The organism is Bacillus sp. AF23 (genome assembly GCF_020861455.1).
Classification (GTDB): Bacteria; Bacillota; Bacilli; order Bacillales; family Bacillaceae; genus Bacillus; species Bacillus halotolerans.
In genome coordinates, this window is record NZ_JAJHVY010000064.1 from 1 (window position 1) to 232 (window position 232).

At 47.0% G+C, this 232-nt stretch carries 1 protein-coding gene; it reads right to left on the reverse strand.

All coding sequences use genetic code 11. The annotated features are described in order from the left end of the window. A partial coding sequence (locus tag LNN34_RS21870) for a hypothetical protein (protein WP_229044620.1) occupies positions 1-232 on the reverse strand: 232 nt, incomplete at both ends.

Below are 232 nucleotides of genomic sequence, written 5' to 3' on the forward strand. Positions count from 1 at the left end.
CTGTATAATCTTTAAATGCCTCCGCCAATGCATTAATCTCGATCGGATCACCGAGTTTCGTCCCCGTTCCATGGGTCACGATATACTCCATATCCTCTGGCTTGATATGAAAACGATCGTACACTTCTTTGATGAGCCGGCTTTGCGAACGTCCGCTTGGCGCGGTAATTCCGTTTGTTTTTCCGTCATAATTAATTCCGCTTCCCACTACGGTTGCGTATACTGGGTTACC